Origin of the sequence: Sphingobacterium sp. WOUb80 (assembly GCF_050058145.1) — a bacterium.
Taxonomy (GTDB): Bacteria; Bacteroidota; Bacteroidia; order Sphingobacteriales; family Sphingobacteriaceae; genus Sphingobacterium.
On the sequence record NZ_CP165617.1, the window covers coordinates 1,051,188 to 1,073,547 of the forward strand.

The following is a 22,360-nucleotide window of genomic DNA, read 5'->3' on the forward strand; positions in this document are numbered from 1 at the left end:
GTTTAATCTAATAAACGATAGACGCGCACATAGTCTATTTCAAATGTTGCTGGGAATTTTGTGTCATCTACGCCCTCTTTACCGCCCCAGTTTCCGCCGACAGCCAGGTTGATTAACCAGTGGAACTTTTGGTCAAAAGGCCATTCTTCAAAACTCCTGTTTTCATTGTCAAAATGAAAGATCTCCTGCTCATCAACAAAGCCTTTTATGTAGGTGGGCGTCCAGTCTACACGATAGTTGTGAAATTCGTCAGAGACACCAGATACCCTTTTTTTGCTCGTTTTCTGTGTGTTTATACCATGATTATAGGCTTTGGTATGAATAGATATATGAACAACATCCTGATCGTATCCGACATGTTCAAGTATATCTATTTCCCCCGAATTAGGCCAGTCACCATATTTCATATCAGTAGGAAGCATCCAGATGGCTGGCCAGGTGCCAATGCCTCTTGGTAGTTTTGCACGTGCCTCAAATCTGCCATACCTGAAGTCTCCTTTATTCTTGCTAGTTAGCCGCGCGGAGGTATAGGCTTTCCCGTCTTTATTTTCTTTTTTTGCCCTAATCTTTAGGACACCGTTGTGCACTATCGAATTTGACGTTGAAGCCTTCATGTAATATTGTAACTCATTGTTGCCCCATCCGTTATACAAAGAGCCGACATCGTAAGACCATTTGTTTTTATCTGGTAATCCGGAGTAATTAAATTCATCGGCCCATACGGGGGTCGGTGAAAAATGATAGTTGATGCTATTCGCTTTATTTGAATTTGAATTCACGAAAAAGGGAATGTTTGCAGTTGCGACCTTGTTATTTCCATCGCTTGCATAGACAAATAGCCGATAGGCTCCTTCCTGGGAAGGAGCAGTCAATAGCGTCTTGTTATCAGTGCTATTTTTTATAAAATCACTTAATGCCTGGGGACGCTCTTCACGGTCGCCACCTTCTTTAAGGTCTGTGCTTTCCAGGAGAAGCTCCCAACGTATTTGTAGTTTATCGCCATTAGGATCACGGACAAAGGCTTCTATTGGATAGGCTTTACCCGATTCTAAATAGATAAAATCTTTTGCATGCCTATGGTCTAATAATAGAGAGTCTAGCTGCGGTGCCCGATTGCGGGGCCATTGGCCCGACCAAAGGTATTGCATGACATCGACAACCTCATTTTCCTCACCGCTTTCAGTAAATAATCCATACCATGTTGGCGTGCGTTCCTGTTTTTGTCCCCACAAAAAGACATAGGAGCCCAGACAGTTTTTATCCTTTCCGATAGAGGCTTCGTATCGACTTTTGTAAACTAGCGCTTTCTCGTGACTGGTCTCTTCAACCGATGCTCCCCATGGTGTTTGTAAGCCTTCCCAATGCCCCGTAGGCCCCCATTCTGTTACAATATAGGGCTTATTCCATCCGGTCTTTTTTAATTGCTCAGGAACAGCAGCAAGGCCACCATACACTTGCACAGCAATCAGGTCCAAAGCTGGGCACCTGGTTTTAATATAATCAATTTCCTTTTGGTTCACGCCGGCTAGCATGGTCGTGACCAGATGATTGGGGTCTAACTCATGGATCATCTCGGCGATCGAATTGACAGCATCCCATACTTTTGGGTTACTATAATGTAAGTTGAGCTCGTTGCCGATTCCCCAAGCGAGTAGTGCCGGATGATCTTTATATTTCAGGACAATTGTGCGAATATATTCTTTTTGTTTGGCAACAGCTATCGGGTCATTGTAATCGAAGCCATGGCGCTCCGTTTTCACATCGAGTCCTAAGGTTACTGTAAGTCCTAGCTTTTGTGCTTTATTTAGGACTTCACCCGCTTGCTGCGGGCTCCAAGTGCGTATGGAGTTGCCTCCATACGCTTTTAATTTTTCCAAATTGTTTGTTCCACCTGCCCCTTTAATGAAGTAGGGCTGTCCATTACGCATTATCGTAAAACCATTTTCAACTTTAACGATTGTCGATTTAACGGGTTTGCCTTGCTTTCCCCATCCATAGGAAAGGAAAAGTACGTTTAGCAATACGGATATTAGTAATTTTGCTGCTTTCATCATCTATCGAAAGTTAGGATTTGCATCTATCTGAGTTTGCGGTATAGGGATGTACTCACTCACACCAGGGGTGAATTTTGCGCCGAAGACTTCTTTGGCGCGCGAGGTACGGACCAGGTCATTAAAACGCTCGCCCCACCATTCACAGGCAAATTCTGCTCGGCGTTCATCCAAAATTTGATTTAAATTTACATTTGTAATCGGTGCTAGTTTTGCGCGTTCGCGAATCAGACGAAAAGGCTCATCGCCATTTTGTCCCTTCCTGACCTTCGCTTCCGCATTTAATAAAAGAACATCCGCATAACGCAATATACGTACATTATTGTTTGCTCCATATTCCATTCGGCCAGCTGTCATCTGCGATTTTGGGAGATAGGCTTTACCATTGAAATATTTTACGCCAAAAGGATTGCCATAAACAACATCACCACTTGGAGTCGTTGCTGTCGTCGCCGGATTGCCATTTACGCCACAATATAAAATTGTTGTTTTTAAGCGTTCCGTTTCACCTCTATTGGTTAAGAAATCAACGATATTCTGTGAAGGCGGTACCCAGCCGGCTCCGGAGATAGGGCTTCCCTTTTGATCCCCCGAAGGCCCCTGCCATTTAAAGAAGGTACCCCAATCTACACCCGGGCGAACAATATCGCCAGTTCCTAAGCCAAAATCAGAATATTGCAGTTCAAAGATAGACTCGTTCGACAATTTTCCAGGTATTTTAAAAAGCTCGTAGTAATTTGGATATAAAGAAAATCGACCACTCGCAATAATTTTGTTTGTTGCATCTAGGACGTCATTCCAATGTGCACTACCGTTATCATTCCCAGCCAAATCTGCTGCGGCCTTTGCTTTCAAAAGGAGAGCGGAATATTTGGTTACTGCTCCAACGTGTTTCGACTGATTTGGACGGGCATCTTCAAGATCTTCCGAGCAGACATTCATTTCATCAATTATAAACTGGCGTACTTCTGCTGCCGTACTTTTTTGTATGGTAGCTAGACGGCCTATATTATCGCTGTCAATGAGGATAGGAACATTGCCAAACAGACGTGATGCCATCAGGTGGGCGTATGCCCTTAAAAACCTGACTTCGGCCTTGTACTGTTTATTTAGTTTTATATCAGCAGTATTGGACGCAGGAATCTTTTCCGCAAAATTATCCAGTTCGATTAATGCATTGTTTGCGGCGATAACGAGGCTATAATAACTAATCCAAGATTGATTTAGTCCCCAGTAAGATTGAATGGTGACATCATTTTGAAAATTTTTGATGCCCATTAATTCGGGATTATCATTTGGATTTGGTGCGGCCTGTTGGTAGTCGTCATCGCGCATACAGCGAATGGAAAGATCGATCCAATGCACCAGGTTATCATCTGAAGCCGAACGATACACACCAGACACCGGACCGTACATCAAGGCGGTATTGCTATAATCGATCTCCTCAGATCGCTGCTGGTTTTCTAAAGGTTTGTCCAAAAATTTATTACAGCTAGATAGGCTACAAGAAAGACCTAAACAGCTTGCAATCAGGATATATGTAAGAGTTTTCATACAGTTTAAATTAGAAGGTTAATAATTAGAACGATACTTTTACACCCAGACTATAGGAAGAAGCGATCGGATACACATTGGCATCGAATCCCATTCCAGATATTTCTGGTGTAAAACCATTGTATTTTGTGAAAATAAAAGGGCGGTCAGCAGTTGCAAACACACGTACTGGTATTTTATTGAGGTCAAAATTATAGCCCAATTGTATATTTTGTACGCGTAGATAGGCTCCACTTTCCACAAAAAACGAACTCGCCTGAAGATTCCAGGGTGCAACAGATCCTTTGGCAGATGGATGCGTATTACTACTTCCTTCTCCGGTCCAGAGGTTTTCGATGAATGCAGCATCGGCATTCATCTGATTGTATTTTCGGCGCATGGCACGGTTAAGATTATGGATCTTGTTGCCGGCTACACCTTGAAAGGCGATACTCAGATCAAATTTCTTATAATCAAACGCTAGGTTAAATCCGTAGGCTATCGTAGGAAGGTAGTTTCCAAGGTTTACCCGATCTTTTTCATCAAGTTCGCCATTGTTGTTTTGGTCCTTATACTGAAGATATCCTGGTAGAATCGGTGTACTCGGATTCTGTTGGTTATATCTTTTTGCGATGGGATCTGCATCGATCTGTGCTTGATTTTGGTAGACACCTGCTACTTCATAGCCGTAGAAGAAGTTGATGGGTTGGTTCAGTTCTATACGTGCAGGGAATTCAGCAGACCATTCCGGGTAACCATTCATAATATTTTCTAGTCCACCGAGATTCGTAACCCTGTTTTTTAAGGTGGTCAGGTTTCCGCCGATCGCATAGCCCAATTCGCCAATTTTGTCTTTCCATTGCAGGCCAATCTCCCAGCCACTGTTTGTCACACTTCCCCAATTGCCATACACACGATCCCATGAAAAGGGGATAGGTCGGCTAAATGCGAGATCGTGAGTGGTACGGTGGTAATAATCAACTGTCCCCGTCAAACGATTGTTCAACAAGGCAAAATCAAGACCGCCATCCCATTCTTCAACAATTTCCCAACGTACTTGGGTGAAAAAACGGCCTACCCGATATCCAGGTATGCGCGTTCCGTTGGTTGTTCCTTCGCTTCCAAATATACCCGAGTAGTTATTGCCCGAGTAGACTGTTGCATAACCCGCATTGGGCTGAATTCCATCGTTCCCCAATTTACCCCAGCTTCCACGCAATTTCAACTGATTGAAAAGCTTTTGATTTTCCATAAACTTCTCCTTAGTCAATACCCAACCTAGGCCCACTGATGGAAAATAACCCCATTTCGTTTGGTATTTTGAGCTGCCATCTACACGGAATGTTGCGGTCAGCAAATATTTGTTGTCATAGTCATATGTGCCTCTGCTAAAATAAGATATCCCGGCATTTCGAAAACCTTTTTCTCCATAACCGGTGGCTGAACCAGTACCTTGGGCATCTACACCTACATACCAAAACTCCTCCGATGCTGGTACATCATTGGCCTGCACCCAAGTCTCTCGCCAGCGTTCCTCTCGCGATGATTGCCCTAACAGCAGTGACCAGTGGTGTTTACCCGCCTGATCTTTATACGTTAGGAGGTTATCCAAAATATAATTGGTATTTCGCGCTTGTGCCGAACGTAAAAAGGAGCGATCATTTCGCTGATCATTGTCAATGTAGTAGACAGGATTATAGTTTATATTATGTGTGGACTGATACCTTTGGCTCAGCTGCGAACGAAAAGTGATCTTGTCTTTCCAGAATGTTGCCTCCAGATAAATCGTCGGAAGGATCTGGAAGCCCTTTGTTTGATTCGTATTATAAAAAGCTGTTGCTATTGGGTTGTTATACCAAAAACCCGACTGCATACCGATCGTTGTACTCGATCCAAATTTTTCCGGTTTGGCCAGTTCCAATGAGGAATCATAAACCGGATAGAGTGGAGATGCGAAATAGGCTTGTCTGAAAGCAGCATTGTTGGGCGAGTAGGTTTTGAAGTTATTGATGTGCGCACTAAAACCTGCTTTTAACCAATCTGTTACTTTGGCGTCAGCCTGCATGCGGATATTGTATTTTTGATTCATATTACTGGCATCCATGATACCATCCTGTTTGACATAATTGAGCCCCATGGAATAAGTGATTTTATCAGATCCACCCGTAATGTCCAGGTTATGGTTGGTGATCAGGGCTTTGGAGCGCAGAAGCTCATTGAACCAATCCGTGTCCATCGCCGGATTGGCAGCTGTCCCACCATACTTTTCCACTGAACTTTTTACAAAGGCCTCATTGCCAATGGCTGTTGCATATGCTGCATATTGCTGTGCATTAGCCATTTTCAATACATTTGTTGGTGTTTGGAAACCAGCAAAACCATTATACGTAACTTTTGATTTCATATTTAGGCTTCCTTTTTTTGTGGTCACCAAAATGACGCCGTTAGCGGCACGTACCCCATAGATAGCCGCACCTGAAGCGTCTTTTAAGACGGAGATATCGGCAATATCATTTGGATTGAGGAAATCAATATTGTCCATGAACATGCCATCCACCACATATAAAGGACTTTCATTATTAAAAGATCCTACTCCACGTACACGGACGGAAGGAGAAGAACCGGGCGCGCCCGAACCTACGATTTGCACACCAGCAACAGCCCCTTGTAGTGCATCCATGGGGTTGGAAACAGTACGTTTGACCATTTCTTCCATATTTACTGTGCCAATGGGCGCTGTTAAGTCGCCCTTTCGTTGGGTACCGTAGCCCACAACCACAACTTCATCGAGATTAAAATCACCCTTTTTTTGTGTTAGTTGAATCGTTAAGGTAGTCCCATTTATCGGCACTGTCTTCGCGTCATATCCCAATGATGAGATGACGACATAATTGAGGTTTGTGGGAATAGCGAGTGTAAATTCCCCGTTTTCATTGCTGCTTGTGCCGATTTTGGCATTTCCCTGTACAGTGATGCTAGCCACGATAGGAAGACCCTGCTCATTTGTAACCCGACCGGTGACTGTTCTAGTCTGTGCGCTTACCATATTTGTGAGGCAAGAGAACAGCACAGTACTGGCAATAATACTGATATTATTTTTCATGTGTAATGAATTGAAATTTAGGAATTGTTTATAATTATCAAGAATCAAAATTAGGCTTAAGCAGGTTATTGCTGAATTTTAGAGGTACAACAACACTACTTCATATTGGGTTTTTCGGCTATAATTCAATATATTTGGGGTACGTCAAGTTTACGTCAGCCAATTGAAGGGAATTATTATGAAGTGTTTTGCCATCCTGTTTTTTATGCTATTTTCTGTTTTTTCAAAGACGCTATCGGCGCAGGAGTTACTTGGCTTACCTTTGGTTTACAATTACGGTAAATCTGTCTATCAAGGAGGAAGCCGTACATGGGATATAAAACAAGATAGCCATGGCATCATGTACTTTGGTAACAGTGAAGGGCTGTTGACCTTTGACGGACGATATTGGAAAACATTTTCTTTACCCAATCATACCAATATCCGTTCTATTTGGATTGATGCTGAGGATCGGATTTATGTTGGCGGACAAGGTGATTTTGGCTATTTTGAGCGTTCACCGCAATTTGGCCTAATCTATCATTCTTTGCGGGATCTCGTTCCAGAAGAATATAAGAATTTTGCAGATATCTGGAATACAGTTGGCGTAGGGCAATCGATTTTTTTTCGGGGTACCTATGCGATATTTGAATTGAAGGGACAAAAGATTCAAGTACATCCGGCGGCGGTAGAGTGGTATTACATGGGGCAATCAGGAGGTATACTTTATGCACAGGATAAAAGGAATGGTTTGCTGGAGTTTCGTGACAATAAATGGAATCCCTATTTAAAAGACCTACCCTTTAAGGATGTGAAGATCGCATCATTGCTCTCTCTTGGCAAAGATCGTCTGTTGCTGTCAACCCTGAATAACGAAACCTATACCTTGCAGAACGGACAATTGACAATACGGCGTGCACAGGGAGGAGATGGTAGCTATACACCGTCCATAGCGAAAATAGACGACTCAACCTTCGTGGTCGGTAATGCCAAAGAAGGTTGCCAGATCCGTAATCTAGCTGGGAAAACAATTCAAAAGATTGGTGTCAGGGAAGGACTGCAAAATAAAAATGTCACTTCTGTGTTTGTGGACCGACAGAAGAATATATGGATGGGTACGGACAATGTCATTTCTGTGATCAGCTATGGAAGTGCCATTCGCTATCTTAGACCAAATATGGAGAACGATGTGACGGGATATTCTATGCTCATGTTTAACCATACACTCTATCTTTCCTCTTCGAATGGGGTGTATTATGCGGGAATAAAAGAAGGATTAACAGATCAAAGCCGTTCACCAGCTGTTTTTTCGCTTCTCTCGGGTAGCGATGGTGGCGAAGCTTGGCGCCTTGAACAACTTAATGGTCAATTATTGCTTGGACACAACAAAGGCTTATTTCAGATCGCGGGTCATTCCATCAAACCCGTACGGCAGGGGATCGGGACATGGAAGTTGCTTCCCCTGAGTATGGTGTATCCAATCAAAGAGAGTTTAATCGGAACCTATCAGGGCCTCGAGTTGCTGGATTTTCACCAAGGCCTATTCTCGACCAAAGGCCCGCTGGATGGATTTGCTGATTCCTTCCGATTCCTCGAACAAGATGAAAAGGGGACCATCTGGGCTTCCCATCCGTATCGGGGTATCTATCGGATTACACTGTCGGATGATAAGAAATCTTATCGGGCCCAACTCTGCGATCATAAAAATGGGCTACCAGCCGATTATCAGAATTACGTATTTAAAATAAAAAATCAGGTTGTGTTTGCTACGGAGAAAGGGCTTTATAGCTATGATTATAAGATAAATCGGTTTATACCTGCGAAACAGTTCGCAGCGTTTAAAGATTTGACCATACGTTACCTAAAAGATGATCAAGAGGGAAATATCTGGTTTTGTACAAAGAAAATGGTAGGGATAGGGCGATTTGACTCCAGGCATGGAACCTATCATCTCATTAATTTTCCTGAGATAGAAGGGATGAATACCACAGGATTCGAGCATATTTATAGTGTTGATCAAAATAATATCTATGTAGGAGCAGAGAAAGGAGCAATTCATATCAATTATGATAAGTATTTGAAGCAGAGTGTTAGACCTGTCGCAATGTTATCTCAGATTGTCGCAACGGGAAAAGGAGATAGTCTCATTTTTGCAGGTTTTTTTTCAAATACCATGAAGCCAAATCAGCAATTGGTCAACTCCGACAAAGACAATATCCCACGGCTACCTTCCATTTTCAACTCTTTTCGATTCAGCTTTTCTTCGCCAAGTTATGGTATAAACCAGCATCTTGAATTCAGTTATAAATTGTCTGGTTATGATGATGACTGGTCTTCATGGAACCAGCAGTCGGAAAAGGCATATACCAATTTGCCGGATGGACAATATACGTTCTTAGTGAAAGTACGAAATAATCTAAACCAGCAATCCGATGTGGCTGAATACAGTTTTATTGTTTTACCACCTTGGTATAAAACGCTATGGGCTAAAATGGCTTATTTTTTATTGGCTATGCTCGCTGTGTTTGGTTTGATTCGTTTGCGGAAAATCGAGCGACACAAACAGCAGCTTAAACATGAGCGACAGCTGGCGCAACTTCGTTATATCCATCAGCTGGAAATTGAGAAAAATGAGAAAGAAATCGTGAAGTTGAACAATGAGAAATTGGCACATGAAGTGATGGCTAAAACTAAAGAACTAGCCAGTACAAGCATGCAGTTACTTGAAAATTCGGGGGCATTAATTAAAGTAAGAGATGAACTCGCAAAGCTCGATACCGGAGATGACGAAGACTCCAATTTGAAACGCATCAACACGTTATTAAAGGATATTGAAAAGAATAGTGCGAACTGGAACCAGTTCGCGAGTCACTTTGATGAGCTCAATGATGGTTTTTTAAATAATCTGAAGGCGAAGCATCCAGCATTATCTCGAAATGATCTCAAAGTATGTGCCTATTTAAAACTGCATTTTACATCCAAACAGATTGCTCAATTGCAGAATATCACCGTTAGGGGAGTAGAAATTCATCGGTATAGGTTACGCAAGAAATTGCAGATTGAAACGGAGCTCTCATTAAATGATTATCTGAATACAATTTGACCCACGCAAATGCAATATCAAGCTAGCTTGACGAAAAAGTAAATTTGAGGAATTCAGAATAAATGCTTATCATGGGCCTCTATGGTAGTTTATCATTTAAAAGATATACAATATAAAGCTGAAAGGGCAATCACGCCATTTCATATTTTTGATCTAGACAGGGAAGCCCTCGCAGCCTACCGGGAGCCGCACACAAAAGACCATTTTTGCCTTTTGTTTGTAAAAAAAGGTCGGCTCAATCTACAGGTGGAAGATCGACGTTATACCGTCAATGCACCTCATATATGCGTCATCTTTCCCGGGCAGCTCTCCTCCAAAGAATTGCTCAGCGATAACTTCGAAGGCAAGTTGATCCTGTTTGACGAAGTACTATTCTGTTCGGATATCCTAAAAAACGAATTGAGTATTTACAACTACAATATCTCCGTGAAGCTCAATCATATTGAGTTGCCTGAGGCGGAGACCGCAGAAATAGAGCTGCTGCTGGAGCAGGTCGAAAAATCTTATCAGGATTTAACATCAATCAAGAAGGAGCAGGCTCGGTTCTATATCAAAATCATCTTGCTTAAATTGGTGGAATTTGTCCATACCAAATGGGGAAATAGCCAGCTCAGCAATGAAAATGCGAAGAGTTATGGTAAATTTCTGGAACTGCTGGAAAGGCATTATAAAACGGAGCGTACCGTGAGTTGGTATGCTGAAAAATTACAGTTGTCACCAAAAAAGTTAAATGAAATTACCCGCAAGATTGCAGGACTCACCTCCATCGAAACCATTCATGCCCGGATTATGAATGAGATCAAACAACTACTACTTTTATCCAACTACTCGCATAAGGAGATTGCCTTTGAGCTTGGATTCAATTCACCGGCGGCATTGAATAAGTTTGTGCGTGCCAAACTGGATGAAACGCCAACCAATCTGCAACAGCAACTTGCGCAAATGTATAAGACTTAAGGCTATTTTGCGATTTGACGCGATTATATCCTGTGGTTATATTGGATCAAATGTATATCATATCGTAAGTAATGTATAACATTTGCCTTTCTGGGCACAGTAACTTTGCAGTAGAAATTTAATATAAAATATATGAGCAAGTTATTTGTTGCCAGCGAAGTATTCCACGGTGCTGGTACGTTGTCGGAATTGAAAAATCTAACTGGAAAAAAAGTCATCATCGTAACTGGTGGTCAGTCTATGAAAAAAAGCGGAACTTTGGACCGTGCCATAAGTTATTTAACAGAAGCAGGATTGGAAACTGCAGTTTTTGACGGTGTCGAAGAAGATCCATCATCAGCGACAAGCCTTCGTGGCGCTGCAGTGATGACTGATTTTCAACCTGATTGGATTATTGGCTTAGGAGGTTGCTCGGCAATTGATGCGGCAAAGATGATGTGGGTATTTTATGAATATCCAGATGCAAATTTTGAAGCGATGACCCAACCTTTTAACGTACCTATATTGCGTCAAAAGGCTAAATTCATTGCCATCCCATCAACAAGCGGCACAGGTACGGAAACTACGGGATTGGCTGTGATCACTGATCGGGAAAAAGGGGTGAAGTACCCAATCGTATCGTATGAGTTGACACCAGACATCGCTATTGTCGATGGCGAAATTTGTGCCACGATGCCAGCACATATCACCTCCAATACTGGTCTTGATGCACTTACACATTGTGTGGAAGCCTATGTGTCCAATATCGAAAATAACTATGCCGATGTCTTGTCTAAAGGGGGGCTGGAAATTGTTTTCGGGAATCTCGAGGAAGCGGTCAACAACCCGACCAACATTAAAGCACGCCAAAATATGCACGATGCATCTTTTATGGGCGGACTGGCTTTCAACAATGCCTGGTTGGGTATCGTACACTCCCTCTCACATCAGGTCGGTGCACTGTACGGCGTTCCTCATGGAGCTTCCAATGCGATTTTCCTACCCAATGTCATCCGTTTTAATCAGACAGATACAACAAGATACCCAGATTTGGCCAAACTTGTCGGTAGAGATTCGGCGGAAGGATTGGCACAGGAAATTGAAAAACTGAGAGCCGCGGTCAACAATATTGGCTCCCTTAAAGCATTTGGTATTTCTAGGGAAGACTGGCAAAAAAATCTGGATTATATGGCCCAAAACGCTTTACAGGATCCGTGTACAGGTTTTAACCCCCGTAAGCCAAGTCTACAAGACTTAAAAGACCTTTACAATGCTTGCTACGAAGGTTTGATTTACGAAAATTAATCGAACAGACCAAAGAAACCGGTTGTTGCGAAAGTGCGCAACCGGTTTCTTCTGAATAAAAACACTGCTCCAACCACGCCCACAACCATTACCGTCGACTTGCCCATAACCATCCGCTTTAAATGAAAAATTCTATATTGAAAAAACAAAAAAGCTGCAATAATCCCCATTCAATACATTTGCGTATAAATTCACCTACACTTTTTGTTTCCGTTTTCCTAAATAGGTTTTTTCGATGTGTCCTTACGGTATCTGGCGAGATAAAAAGCTTTTCAGCAATCTGGGGGCTAGAGTTCCCTTTGGCAACCAACGATACGATTTCCATCTCACGCTTGGAAAATTTAGGAATATCAAATTGTGGAAGTTGTTTAGATAAATCGATCTGACAATAATCGTCACGTGTACCGATACCGGTAACGAGCACAATTTTATTATTACTTTGGGTTATATGTTGTACATCAGTATGGATATTCAATGCGGAAGTCAACCGACCGAAATGATCTTTAGCCAAATGTATAGCTTGATGATGAAACAGGTGATAGCTACCATTGGAAACACGCATGCGAAAACAATAAGAAGTTTTCAAAAACAGTTGGTGTTCAAATCCAATTTCCTTCATTTTGACTAATGTGGCTTCTTCTGCTTTCAGAACAAAATCTAAATCATCGGGATGTATTTGGTCTATGATCTCTCTTATTGTCGTTGGTTGAGTAGCCAATCCATGGATACTTGTGGTGCTTTCTGAAACTTGGGAAAGCGAATAGTCCGCTATGCGTTTAGCATTTCGGTATGGCTTAAATAGATCTTATTCAATTAGAAGTTTTAAGTAGCTTAATATTATTCCGCTGTGCTCGGCTTCGTGAAAGTTAGCTGCTTGAAGTGCTTGACTGTGATTATTTATTGTGATGCCAATTGGTAAGCTAAAGGGTTGGTAATTAACAAATATACCCGATTCCAGATCTTCACTAAGCTGGTTTACGGTATAAAGTAATAAATGTTTTATTTCATCGACGTCTGGGATACTTTTCCATGTATCTGGGGAGCTTCCAATTTTGAACATTTCCATAAATTCGTGTGATATATGCATTGGTAGTCCACTACGCATATACATATGCCTCTGTTGAGAGGTGATACAGTGCCCAATTTGCCAAACTATATTATTGTTAAAGTTTTTAGGAATTTTAAATAATATTTCGCTATCAACTGGTTCTATTAATTGTAATAACCTAGTTCTGCTGGCTTTTAAAATTTCAAATTCAAATAAGTCATTAGTCATATTGGTCAAGATTTCAAATCAATTTAATAAACTCTAATATAATGATGTTTGTATCAAATATTCATGCCTGGAGACCAGATTTTTAGGCCTGACTATATACTTTTCTTATTTGAGTAATAATAGTCTGTTTAAATTTTTGATTTTCGATATCTGGTGGCATGGAAATGCCAAGGATAGATTATAATAGTTAAACTACAAAGTGAAAAAGCTTTGGCATTTGTTCAACACATTAAGTGGTTGACATGTACAAATTGCTCCTTGACCTTCTCCTGAAATGACTCGTTTTTCTTTATTTTGGTTAGTATAAACCTCATTCTGGCAACGTAAGAATTTCCATTTAGAAGCAACTTTGCATTCATATTAATACAATTAAAAAATGGAAAATAGAAAGAAAGAAAAAGTTTGGTTCATTACGGGATCTTCAAGGGGATTTGGAAAAATATGGACAGAAGCCGCTTTGAAACGCGGAGACAAAGTCGCAGCTACAGCGCGTAATATAAATAGTATTGCCACATTAAAAGAAACGTATGGAGATCAGGTTTTGGTTCTTGAAGTGGATGTGACCAATGCCTCCCAAGTGCAAAATGCTGTCAGACAGGCCAATCAATATTTTGGAAGATTAGATATTGTGTTCAATAACGCAGGATATTCTCTAGTGGGAACCATCGAAGAGAGCAGCACAGATGAGGTAAAAGCCATGTATGAAACAAATATTATGGGACCTATCCATGTGATTCAGGCAGCATTACCAATACTGCGAGCCCAAGGTCATGGCCATATTTTGGGGACATCTAGCGCTGTTGGCATATACAGCAATCCGCTAATTGGGTATTATTGTTCTTCAAAATTTGCGTTTGAGGCGATTTACGATAGTTTATCTAAGGAAGTTGCGGTATTTGGCATTAAAGTAACGCTAATTGAACCTGGGGCTTATAATACTGAATTTGGTAGTACCGAATCATTGAAAATAGCCAGCAAAAAGCTGCCGGATTATGACGATTTGAAAAACCAGTTGATGAAAAATTTACAAAAGATGGAACGAGGAAATCCTATTGCCACTTCCGATGCTATATTTGCTGTTGTAGATGCTGAAAATCCGCCGTTGAGATTACTTTTGGGTAAAAATGACTTGCCGCATATCCAACAAATCTATTCAGAACGTATCCAGGAATGGGAAATTTGGAAACCGATTTCTCAAGCGGCCCAAGGCTAGTGCTATGCCGTCTTTAACAATCTTTCCGTTTCTATTCGCTTTTCTTTTTTGTGAGGGAAAGCGAATATTGTTTAACTTGTAACCTAGAATTTTTATAATATGGTTTCAAAAAAATCGAATCATTCTGTAAAAAGATTTAATACGCTGGCTGATGTCATGCAGGCATCTGGTTTTCCGCCTCCGCAGCATCCATTGATCGTTTTGTTAAACGGTGTCGACAAGCCACTTAAAGGTCGTGCTCCTAATAAATCACATGTATTGAGTTATTATAAAATAGCTTTTAAACCAGATGTCGGAGGAGAATTAATTTATGGTCATACCAAATTTGATTTTAAAGAGGGCGGTTTGTTTTTTGTGGCTCCTCAGCAAATACTCTCATCTATAGAAGAGGATAAGCAAAAGGAAACCGGAGAACAAAACATACTTAGCCCGCAGATCACACTACTAATAGATCCTGATTTTTTACTGCAATATCCGTTAGCGCAAAAGATCCATCAGTATCACTTTTTCTCCTATGCTACAAATGAAGCCTTGCACCTTTCGAGCAAAGAAAAAGAAACCATTCTGTCGCTTTTCAGAAATATAGAAGAAGAACTTGAGAACCGTATAGATGACATAAGCCACAATGTTATCATCTCCCAGATTGAGCTGTTGCTAAATTATGCTCAACGATTTTATAACAGGCAATTTCTGACCAGAAAACAGAAATATCCGAGTATTGCTGAGCGCATAGATCAATTGTTGGAAGATTATTTTAATAGCGATAAGGTCCTGAAAGGAGGAGTTCCTACCGTTAATTACCTAGCTGACCAGCTGCATATGTCAGCGAGTTATTTAAGCGATCTGTTGCGAAACCTTATAGGTCAAAACACCCAGCAAATCATTCATGATAAAATGATTTATCGGGCAAAGAATAAGTTATCTACCACAGTTCTTAGTATTTCTGAAATTGCATTTGAATTAGGTTTTGAACAGCCTCAATCCTTTAGCAGATTGTTTAAATTAAAAACCAAACAAAGTCCACAACAATATAGAGCTCAATTCAATTAATTTTAGGATTGCTTAAACTCTCAGCACTATTTTTTCTGCTGCGAATTTGTACAAACACATAGACAACTATTGATGCAATACTTTTTAAGTCTTATCGATGGATTAAAAGGGAGCAACCCGATCAGTCGGAAGTATAAAATTTTATTTGGGTTACCAATGATTTTGATTTAGTAAATTTATCACTATATTAAGTTCGTCGTTTGTACCAATTATAAGAATCTGCCAAATGAAATCTCCTAAAGAAACTGCTACACTGGAAAAACTTAAAAATGGAGACCTAAATTCGTTTAATGAAATTTATTTTCATTATTCTCCGAAGATCTATATTAGATTGATCAAATTGGTGAAAAATCAAACTATTGCAGAAGAAATCCTACAGGAGGTATTTACCAAAATATGGCTCCAACGCGAAAAGATTGACCCTAATAAAGGATTTGTCTCATTTCTCAATCATATTTCGGATAATTTGGCCATGGATTTTTTTCGAAAAGTGCAAAGAGACAAGGCTCTTCAATTGGAAATATGGGCTTCAGCAATAGAACTGTATTATCATACCGAAGAAAAGCTGTTTTTCAAAGATAAACAACAGATGTTGACCAATGCAATCGACTCCCTGAGCCCCAAACGAAAGGAGATTTTGTTGCTCAATAAATTTGAAGACAAAAGTTATAAGGAAATTGCCGATTTATTGGGAATTTCAGTCTCTACAGTGAGTAATCAACTCGTGAGCGCACTCAAAGATATCAAAGAATATATTCAAAAAAATTACCGAGATGAGTATATAATCAGTCTTTTTGCGGCCTTTTTATTTAAGCTTTAAAAAAAAATAAAAAAGCAATAGTGTGATTCTCTTTGTCAAACGTATAGAGTAACAAATACAGCAATGTATTGAACTAATTATAGAAAATTTTGAAAGAGCAATCCTTTAAAGATCAATTGTTGGCGTATATCCACAACCGCTTGGATGTGCAGTATTATGAGTCGTTTTTTGATGAAATGGCCGAGATGGATGCTGCAATTCTGCAATTCTGGATCGCTGAGATGCTGGATCAGGATGAAGGACAAGCATTACAACAAATTCCCTTACCAGATTTAAGCATGGTTCATCGGAAAGTGCTCGATCATATCTATGCCGTAGATCCGCCCAAGCCTAAGCTAATCCAGAGAATAAGCCCGTGGGCCTGGGCTTCATGTGCCGCCGTGCTACTCTGTGTACTATCGGTTATCTTTTTGAGAAATTTATCAACCTCAACAAAAGAACAGGTCACCTGGTATGAAAATAAAAATGCTTATACGATCAATGCTCAGCTTCCTGATAGCACGACCGTTATACTTTATCCACATGCAAAAATCGGATTTGAATATAATGGCCAAGGCCACCGGGATGTACAGCAGGTGCAAGGGCGAGTTATTTATAACGTGCACAAAAATAAAAATGCGCCTTTTCAAGTCAATTACAGAGGATATTTGACCACCGCCTTAGGGACAATATTTAGCGTAGACCCCAAGGATGCCGATCATGTACTGATAAAACTAATGGAGGGCAAAATCTCTGTCGGATCAGTTACAGCGGATAGCCGCAATCTAATATACCTCAAACCAAAAGAGGAAGTATTAGTTAACTTAAAACTGCAGCAGATGATTAAGTATTCGGAGCCTGAATTGATAAAATCTCAGCCTGCTCGTGTAGATAAGGAGTTAAGAAAACTCATTCCACATTTAACCGCCAATGTCGAATGGACCAATCAGTCTGTCAAATTTAACCAAACCAAAAACGTTCAACTTTTAAGAGTAATCGAAAGCCTTTATGATGTTTCGATTGTATGCGATAATCCTGATTTGCTCAACAGTACATTTACAGGAAGTTTAAATAGCAAAGAATCGCTAGCCAATTTTTTGATCAGTTTCTGTCAATTGAACGGTTGTACATTCCAAGTGAACAATGGTATTGTCAACATCAGTAATTCGGGAAGAAAGGAGGACGTACAGTAGGAGAGAGTCAACCCAACGCGGAAAAATAAACCAATATATAAATCAGAATAACCAACTGTAAACAATTATGAAGCATATTCTAATCAAATTAATGCTCGTGGGATTGCTATTTCCATACTTTTCTGTAGGATTTGCGCAATCAAACCTGAAAGTAAATGGTAAAATAGTAGACAACGAAGGTAATACATTACCCGGTGCAACTATTGATCTTGTCCACGAGAAGAGCAGCAAAAAGCTCCATTTTGTGGCCGATAACAATGGATTGTTTGTTTTAACGCCACTTGTAGCTGGCGAAAATTATACGATCTATGCACACCATCTCGGCTACGATACCGATTCTGTTAAGCATTTTGTGGCAACGGCAACCAGCAAAAACACAGTGCTTATCCGTCTGAAATCACGCACCGGAATAATAGACGAAGTTGTTGTCGTCGGTTATGGTGTTCAGAAAAAGGTCAATTTGACGGGCGCTGTTTCCGCCGTATCGGGTGAAGATCTGAATAATAGACCCGCTGGGCAAACCTCGTCGGCCCTTCAGGGCATGGCCTCGGGAGTAACCGTGACGCAGCGTTCTGGTAAGCCAGGGTCGGACGGTGCGGATATCCGTATTCGCGGTATCGGTACACTTGGCAACGCCGCGCCTTTAGTACTTATTGATGGGATCGAAGGCTCCATCAATAATATTGACCCCAATTTAATAGAGAATATTTCAATATTAAAGGATGCCGCATCTGCATCGATTTATGGCTCGAGAGCTGCCAATGGTGTCATCTTGGTCACGACAAAAAGGGGAAGTTCTGATAAGGTCGCTATTGCCTACAATAATTATTTCGGCTGGCAGTCTGCAACCAATATGCCCAAAATCGTCAATGCCCTGGACCATATGCTACTGACTAATGAAGCTTATACCAATGTTGGTGCGAGCCCATTATATCCAGAGGATATCATTGCCGCTTATCGTAGTCAGGGCAATGGCAGTTCGGACGAGTATCCCAATACTGATTGGCAAAAGGAATCCTTGCAGGGGAATGGATTTCAGCAAAGCCATTTTCTGACAGTCAATGCTGGCACAAACAAAGTAAAAATGCTGACTTCGGTCGGTTATTTCGACCAGAAAGGTTTGACATTAAATAGTTCGTTTAAGCGTTATACCATCCGTAACAACGTAGATGTTAAATTCTCAGATCAGCTCGCTGTTAAATTTGACTTTCAATACGTCAATCCGATCGTCACCTCACCTGCAGCGAGCATCGAGGAACTTTTTCAGTGGATGAGCAGTATTCCTGCCAATCAATCCTTCAGAAATTCCAATGGTACCTGGGGACTGGGCTGGAATGGTAACAATCCCGTCTCGGCCGCGGCTGATGGTGGTGTTGCTACCAACAAAAGTCCATTTGGCAGTATCAACGCATCATTGATCTACAGACCCAAAGAATGGTTGACCGCCGAGGTCAATTATGCACCTAAATATGCGACGCAGGTAAATAAGAATTTCCGAAAAGCAGTACAGTCCTATTTTCCAGATGGTACGCCGAGTTTCTCGGTCCCTGTGCGGACAGCACTTACGCAATACAATAGCCAAGAACTTTTTAATAATATGCGGGCGACCCTTACGCTAAACAAAGATTTTGGTCCACATCAGTTGAAAGCATTGATTGGTGGTTCGCGAGAAGACTACAAGATCGATTACTCCCAGGGTTTTAGAGATACCTATGTTCTCCCTGACTATGAAGTGCTCAATGCAGGGTCGGCACTGAATCAGTCAGCTACAGGCAGTGCCTCCGAGTGGGCGTTACAATCTTTATTTTCTCGGATCAATTACGTTTTCAAAGATCGTTATCTTTTGGAACTCAATGCACGCTACGATGGTTCGTCAAGGTTTGCCAAAGGTAATCGCTATGGCTTTTTTCCGTCGGCGTCTGCAGGATGGCGTTTTTCTGAGGAGCAGTTCCTAACAGCATCCAAGGGCTGGCTTACAGAGGGAAAAATCAGGGCATCATGGGGTAAACTGGGAAATCAGAATATCGGTACCTATCCAGCCGTGGCATCTCTAAATCTGGGTTCTTATACATTGGGCAATGGCATCGTCAATACGGCAGCGCTAAATGATATGTCCAATCCTAATATTACATGGGAGTCTACCGAGGAGAAAAATATAGGAATTGATCTTACCTTATTTAAGCGATGGACTATTACCGCAGATCTATACAACAGAAAAACCAGTGATATATTATTACAGCTGGACATCCCGCTCATCATCGGTTTGAATAAGCCTTATCAAAATGCAGGCGTCGTCGAGAATAAAGGGTGGGAGCTTTCCATGGGCTATCGAAGCGATCCAGCTAAGGACTTTAAATATAATTTTACATTCAACCTCTCTGATGTCAAAAACAAAGTGCTGGATATGCGGGGAATCAATCAGACTGGTCTAACGGTCAATAGGGAAGGCTATCCCATTAATTCGATCTTTGGCTATGTTTCGGAAGGCTTTTTCCAGACTGCCGACGAAGTGAAAGCACATGCCACACAGTTTGGTACCTTGGCACCGGGTGACCTCAAATACCGTGATCAAAATGGCGATGGCGTAGTTAACGAATCCGATAAGGTCATTATCGGGAGTACCATTCCAAGATATACTTATTCGCTCAACTCCAATTTTAGTTTCAAAGGGTTCGACCTCAGTTTTCTGTTGCAGGGTGTGGGGAAAGCCGATGGTTACCTCTACGGGGCCGGTATACAGCCTTTTACAACAACAGGAGCAATTGGCGGAACGATCCGTGAGGACAATAAAGACCGATGGACACCTGACAATACTACGGCTAAATATCCGCGGCTCGCATTCGGACAGAATAACAACCAGCAGTCCTCCCAATTCTGGATGAAAAATGCCGCCTATCTTCGGCTGAAAAATTTACAGTTCGGTTATACCTTTCAGGCTGAGCTGCTAAAATCCATCGGACTGAATAAACTTCGGGTATTTGTTAATGGTTCAAACTTATTCAGCGTAGATAAATTTTGGGACGGTTATGACGTCGAAGCACCAGTAGGTTATGGCAACTTTTACCCACAGGTAAAGGTGTATTCTTTTGGATTGGATATTACATTATAAACTTGGCTTGTATGAAAACTCTAAATAAACTCGCGTTATATATGCTGTCGATTGCAATGCTCCTTTTGGTGGGGGCATGCGAAAAATACCTGGATAGATCTCCCTTGGATGGCCCTTCGGACGAAAATTATTTCAAAAATCAGGACGAGCTGACATTGGTTGTCAATGGTTTGTACAGCGCCTTGGCATTTCACCCAACGGACGATATGCCTATCAATCTTACACTTGATGATGCCACCGATATTGGCTGGGACCGTAATACCTCTGATTTACAAGCTGTGGGAAGAGGAGACCACGATAGCAACAATGGCTACATCCGGAATATCTGGACCAATTCTTATAAGGTCATTGGCAAATGTAATTTCATCCTGGATAATATCCAGAAGTTGGATGGAAAGATGGATGCCAATCTCCAAAAGCGTTATAAAGCCGAGACACAGTTTATCCGGGCTTATGTCTACCAATATCTGATCGATTACTTTGGCGGAGTACCCCTGGTAACGAGCGGCCTAAGCCTTGCTGATGCGAATGTTCCGAAAACATCGAAGGCTGAAATTGCTAGCTTCATCCTCAAAGAACTTGATGAAGCTGCAGCTATTTTACCGGTTAGCTATAGTTCGGCAGATATTGGACGTGCGACCAAAGGAGCGGCATTGGCCATACGCGCTCGGGCAGCACTTAATAATGGACTTTGGGAAGAAGCAGCACGTTCGGCCAAAGAAGTCATGGGTCTGAAAGTATATGCCTTACACGCTGATTTCGGCCAATTATTTACCTATGATGGGCAGGCTTCCAAGGAGATTATTTTTGCTTTTCAATATCTACGGTTACAAAAAACAAAGACCCACAGTGCTACGCGTGGATTTCTGTCGCGCAACGCACAAGGGACTTCCAACAAAATTCCATCGCAATCCATTGTTGATAGCTATCTCTGTACAGACGGATTGGCCATTGACAAATCTTCCAGATTTGATCCTAAAAAACCATTCGCCAATCGAGATCCGCGTTTGGGATACACTATTGCACTCCCTGGTACCACATTTTTTGGTTTTCAGTTTGAGACACATAAGGATAGCATAACCTGCTGGAACTACACATACAATACGTCCACAGCAGTACGTATCCAAAATCAGGATGCGATCAATGCATATGCGACCTTTTCTGGTTATTGCTGGAAAAAATATGTCGATATAAAAGACAAGGACTTTACCATGGAATCGGAGTTAAATATTATTCAGAGCCGATATGCCGAAGTGTTGTTGATCTACGCCGAGGCGATGATCGAAAACAATAAGATCGACCAAACCGTCTATGACGCACTCAACAGCATCAGGCAGCGCCCTAGCGTCGATATGCCAGCGATCGCGAGTAATAAAACGCAAGCTGAGCTGCGCGAGATTGTACGGAAAGAAAGACTTTACGAGTTAGCCAATGAAGGCTTTCGTCTAGTCGATTTGAGACGTTGGAAACTAGCCGATAAATTTATGAATTCGACGCTCTATGGCCGTATTCCAAAAGGCTTGCTGGCCAATGCACCGACGATCGATTCGGATAACTACGTGAATTATAAAAATGTCGCTAATCAGAAAGACATGCGGGTTATCGAGCTCCGAAAGTTCGATCCCAACAAGAATTACCTTTGGCCGATCCCGAATATTGAAATTGTAACCAATAAAAATCTGGAACAAAATCCAGGCTATTAAATCCTAA

At 41.4% G+C, this 22,360-nt stretch carries 14 protein-coding genes; 9 read left to right on the plus strand and 5 right to left on the minus strand.

Annotated elements, in window-relative coordinates; all coding sequences use genetic code 11:
• Window positions 1-2: 2 nt before the first annotated feature.
• From AB1Z56_RS04185 to AB1Z56_RS04195, 3 genes are read right to left on the minus strand one after another with little or no spacing between them, the layout of a single operon-like run.
• Window positions 3-2,054: a family 16 glycosylhydrolase gene (locus tag AB1Z56_RS04185; RefSeq protein ID WP_426791173.1), complete on the minus strand. Its 2,052-nt coding sequence runs from the start codon at window positions 2,052-2,054 to the stop codon at window positions 3-5.
• Complete coding sequence (locus AB1Z56_RS04190) at window positions 2,055-3,605, minus strand: RagB/SusD family nutrient uptake outer membrane protein (RefSeq protein WP_426791174.1); 1,551 nt, start codon at window positions 3,603-3,605, stop codon at window positions 2,055-2,057.
• A gap of 25 nt (window positions 3,606-3,630) precedes the next feature.
• Entirely contained in the window at window positions 3,631-6,687 is a 3,057-nt protein-coding gene (locus AB1Z56_RS04195; protein WP_426791175.1) for a SusC/RagA family TonB-linked outer membrane protein, read from the minus strand.
• Window positions 6,688-6,865: 178 nt separating this feature from the next.
• Here AB1Z56_RS04195 and AB1Z56_RS04200 point away from each other — a divergent pair, with 178 nt between their 5' ends.
• From AB1Z56_RS04200 to AB1Z56_RS04210, 3 genes are all read left to right on the plus strand, one after another.
• On the plus strand, window positions 6,866-9,769 hold the full coding sequence (locus tag AB1Z56_RS04200) for a triple tyrosine motif-containing protein (RefSeq protein WP_426791176.1): 2,904 nt from the start codon (window positions 6,866-6,868) through the stop codon (window positions 9,767-9,769).
• Between the two features lie 81 nt (window positions 9,770-9,850).
• Window positions 9,851-10,726 carry an AraC family transcriptional regulator gene (locus AB1Z56_RS04205; protein ID WP_309361123.1) on the plus strand — a complete coding sequence of 292 codons (876 nt, stop codon included), beginning with the start codon at window positions 9,851-9,853 and terminating at the stop codon, window positions 10,724-10,726.
• Between the two features lie 132 nt (window positions 10,727-10,858).
• Window positions 10,859-12,010, plus strand: a complete 1,152-nt coding sequence (locus tag AB1Z56_RS04210; RefSeq protein ID WP_426791177.1) for an iron-containing alcohol dehydrogenase — start codon at window positions 10,859-10,861, stop codon at window positions 12,008-12,010.
• 118 nt (window positions 12,011-12,128) lie between these two features.
• Here AB1Z56_RS04210 and AB1Z56_RS04215 read toward each other — a convergent pair whose 3' ends face one another.
• Both AB1Z56_RS04215 and AB1Z56_RS04220 read right to left on the minus strand, forming a co-directional pair.
• Window positions 12,129-12,728 carry a LuxR C-terminal-related transcriptional regulator gene (locus AB1Z56_RS04215; protein ID WP_309361119.1) on the minus strand — a complete coding sequence of 200 codons (600 nt, stop codon included), beginning with the start codon at window positions 12,726-12,728 and terminating at the stop codon, window positions 12,129-12,131.
• A gap of 87 nt (window positions 12,729-12,815) precedes the next feature.
• Window positions 12,816-13,286, minus strand: a complete 471-nt coding sequence (locus tag AB1Z56_RS04220; protein ID WP_426791178.1) for a DinB family protein — start codon at window positions 13,284-13,286, stop codon at window positions 12,816-12,818.
• A gap of 376 nt (window positions 13,287-13,662) precedes the next feature.
• Here AB1Z56_RS04220 and AB1Z56_RS04225 point away from each other — a divergent pair, with 376 nt between their 5' ends.
• From AB1Z56_RS04225 to AB1Z56_RS04250, 6 genes are all read left to right on the plus strand, one after another.
• A complete protein-coding gene (locus tag AB1Z56_RS04225) occupies window positions 13,663-14,499 on the plus strand; it encodes an SDR family NAD(P)-dependent oxidoreductase (protein ID WP_426791179.1) in 837 nt (278 codons plus the stop codon).
• Between the two features lie 99 nt (window positions 14,500-14,598).
• Window positions 14,599-15,549, plus strand: a complete 951-nt coding sequence (locus AB1Z56_RS04230; RefSeq protein WP_309361113.1) for a helix-turn-helix domain-containing protein — start codon at window positions 14,599-14,601, stop codon at window positions 15,547-15,549.
• A 226-nt stretch (window positions 15,550-15,775) separates the two neighbouring features.
• Window positions 15,776-16,369 carry an RNA polymerase sigma factor gene (locus AB1Z56_RS04235; RefSeq protein WP_309361111.1) on the plus strand — a complete coding sequence of 198 codons (594 nt, stop codon included), beginning with the start codon at window positions 15,776-15,778 and terminating at the stop codon, window positions 16,367-16,369.
• Window positions 16,370-16,458: 89 nt separating this feature from the next.
• Window positions 16,459-17,541: a FecR family protein gene (locus AB1Z56_RS04240; protein ID WP_309361109.1), complete on the plus strand. Its 1,083-nt coding sequence runs from the start codon at window positions 16,459-16,461 to the stop codon at window positions 17,539-17,541.
• A gap of 67 nt (window positions 17,542-17,608) precedes the next feature.
• Entirely contained in the window at window positions 17,609-20,650 is a 3,042-nt protein-coding gene (locus AB1Z56_RS04245) for a SusC/RagA family TonB-linked outer membrane protein (protein WP_426791180.1), read from the plus strand.
• 11 nt (window positions 20,651-20,661) lie between these two features.
• Window positions 20,662-22,353, plus strand: a complete 1,692-nt coding sequence (locus AB1Z56_RS04250) for a RagB/SusD family nutrient uptake outer membrane protein (RefSeq protein WP_426791181.1) — start codon at window positions 20,662-20,664, stop codon at window positions 22,351-22,353.
• The last annotated feature ends 7 nt before the right edge of the window (window positions 22,354-22,360 follow it).

Excerpts from the sequence above, each read along its gene's own strand:
- AB1Z56_RS04185 (WP_426791173.1), bottom strand. The coding sequence starts at position 2,054 with ATGATGAAAGCAGCAAAATTACTAATATCCGTATTGCTAAACGTACTT.
- AB1Z56_RS04190 (WP_426791174.1), bottom strand. The coding sequence starts at position 3,605 with ATGAAAACTCTTACATATATCCTGATTGCAAGCTGTTTAGGTCTTTCT.
- AB1Z56_RS04195 (WP_426791175.1), bottom strand. The coding sequence starts at position 6,687 with ATGAAAAATAATATCAGTATTATTGCCAGTACTGTGCTGTTCTCTTGC.
- AB1Z56_RS04200 (WP_426791176.1), top strand. The coding sequence starts at position 6,866 with ATGAAGTGTTTTGCCATCCTGTTTTTTATGCTATTTTCTGTTTTTTCA.
- AB1Z56_RS04205 (WP_309361123.1), top strand. The coding sequence starts at position 9,851 with ATGGTAGTTTATCATTTAAAAGATATACAATATAAAGCTGAAAGGGCA.
- AB1Z56_RS04210 (WP_426791177.1), top strand. The coding sequence starts at position 10,859 with ATGAGCAAGTTATTTGTTGCCAGCGAAGTATTCCACGGTGCTGGTACG.
- AB1Z56_RS04220 (WP_426791178.1), bottom strand. The coding sequence starts at position 13,286 with ATGACTAATGACTTATTTGAATTTGAAATTTTAAAAGCCAGCAGAACT.
- AB1Z56_RS04225 (WP_426791179.1), top strand. The coding sequence starts at position 13,663 with ATGGAAAATAGAAAGAAAGAAAAAGTTTGGTTCATTACGGGATCTTCA.
- AB1Z56_RS04230 (WP_309361113.1), top strand. The coding sequence starts at position 14,599 with ATGGTTTCAAAAAAATCGAATCATTCTGTAAAAAGATTTAATACGCTG.
- AB1Z56_RS04235 (WP_309361111.1), top strand. The coding sequence starts at position 15,776 with ATGAAATCTCCTAAAGAAACTGCTACACTGGAAAAACTTAAAAATGGA.
- AB1Z56_RS04245 (WP_426791180.1), top strand. The coding sequence starts at position 17,609 with ATGAAGCATATTCTAATCAAATTAATGCTCGTGGGATTGCTATTTCCA.
- AB1Z56_RS04250 (WP_426791181.1), top strand. The coding sequence starts at position 20,662 with ATGAAAACTCTAAATAAACTCGCGTTATATATGCTGTCGATTGCAATG.